The organism is Oleiphilus sp. HI0132, assembly GCF_001635845.1.
The window spans coordinates 1-1,867 of the sequence record NZ_LWGJ01000562.1; the positions used below are offsets into that span (position 1 = coordinate 1).

Annotated in this window: 2 protein-coding genes; both read left to right on the forward strand. The window is 44.0% G+C overall.

Translation table 11 applies throughout. From position 1 onward, the window contains the following. Window positions 1–1,167: UDP-N-acetylmuramoyl-tripeptide--D-alanyl-D-alanine ligase (gene murF / locus A3766_RS06965; RefSeq protein ID WP_068641988.1), on the forward strand; the 1,167-nt coding region annotated here is incomplete at its 5' end. Then, the coding region (gene mraY, locus A3766_RS06970) for a phospho-N-acetylmuramoyl-pentapeptide-transferase (protein ID WP_068641990.1) at window positions 1,167–1,867 on the forward strand (701 nt) is incomplete at its 3' end. The genes murF and mraY, both read left to right, overlap by 1 nt.

Sequence of the window (1,867 nt, forward strand, 5' to 3'; positions counted from 1 at the left end):
TCGCAGTATTTCGAAGATAAGGGGATGACAGCCAAACAGATTTCATATTTACAAGTTAACGATACTGACAAAGCGCTTGCTTCAATTGCTTCACTTAATCGACAGAGGTTTTGCGGAAAGTTAGTTGGTTTGACGGGGTCAGCAGGCAAAACCAGTACTAAGAATATGTTGAAAGCTGTTTTATCAGAATACGGCAAGACCGCGGCAACGAAGGGTAATTTCAATAACGAAGTGGGTGTGCCGCTAACTTTGTTAGACATAAATGCTGAACACCAGTTTTCAGTTGTGGAAATGGGAGCGAGAGCGAAAGGTGATATTGCCTATCTAAGCAATATGGCCCGACCAGATGTTGCAATGGTTTTGAATGCTGGCAGCGCTCACATTGAAGTATTTGGTGATTACGAAGCGATCGTCGAAGGCAAAGGAGAAATTTATGACTCCTTAAGCGCTGACGGCGTTGGAATAATAAACTTCGATGACCCAGCCTATATGACTTGGTTAGAGCGCTTGGGAGGAAGGCAAAGTTTGTCTTTCTCACAGGAAAGTGAAAATGCTGATGTCTTTGCAAGTGATGTTGAATGTGAAGCCGAAGGAAGCTGCTTTACATTGAATTATCACGAAGAGAGCGTAAGGGTTGGTTTACCTGTGCCAGGTTTGCATCAAATCCAAAATGCTCTCGCAGCAGCGACTGCTGCAATTGCTGTTGGATGCGACTTGGAAGGTGTAGCAAAAGGCTTGGCAAAGGTTGAGTCGACAGAAGGGCGTATGAATACAGCTGTCATTAATGATATCACTTTATTAGACGACAGTTACAACGCAAATCCGGCTTCGATGAAAGCAGCCCTTAATGTCTTGTCTATGCAGGCGGGGTATCGAGTTGCCGTGCTGGGTGAAATGGCCGAACTTGGTGCTCATGCGCATGACGCGCATATAGATGTCGCGACTTATGCGCTTGAATTAGGAATCGAAGAGTTTTGCTTGATAGGGCAATACGCAAAACAGATGAGTGAAAGTATTGGTGAGAATGCATTGGTTTTTGAAGACAAAGCCTTGCTTGCAGAGCACCTAGTGAAAGATCAGCACAAAAATAAGATCGTGATGATCAAAGGGTCCAGAAGCGCAGCAATGGATGAAGTTGTAAATTTAATTAAGAGAAGAGTTCACTAATGCTGTATTGGTTGTCATCCGTTTTATCTGAAACATTTGGGTTCTTGTCGGTGTTTCAGTATTTAACCTTGCGAGGAATCCTAGGGGTTTTAACTGCCCTGATGATTTCCTTATGGGTTGGCCCGATGATGATCAAGAAGTTGAGCCATTATCAAATTGGTCAGTCTGTAAGGGATGATGGTCCTCAGTCTCACTTAAGCAAAGCGGGTACGCCAACGATGGGCGGTACTCTAATCATTGTTGCTGTGGCGATTAGTACTTTGATCTGGGGAAATCTGGGTAACAAATATGTCTGGATTACACTATTCGTGACACTGTCATTCGGTGCGATTGGTTGGGTAGATGACTATCGAAAAGTGGTTGAAAAGAACTCTAAAGGTTTACCAGCGAAAGCAAAATACTTTTGGCAGTCAGTTTGTGGTGGTGCTGCGGCATTGCTTTTGTACTTTACAGCAGATCTACCTCAGGAGACCGCGTTAATTGTACCGGTATTTAAGGATTTTGTTTTTGATTTAGGGCCCATGTTCATCGTCTTAAGTTACTTCGTCATCGTTGGGACAAGTAATGCCGTCAACCTGACGGACGGTCTTGACGGCTTGGCGATTATGCCTACGGTTCTCGTGGCGAGTGCCTTAGGTATTTTTGCGTATGTATCAGGTAATAGTGTGTTTGCGGAATATCTACATATCCCTTATCTGCC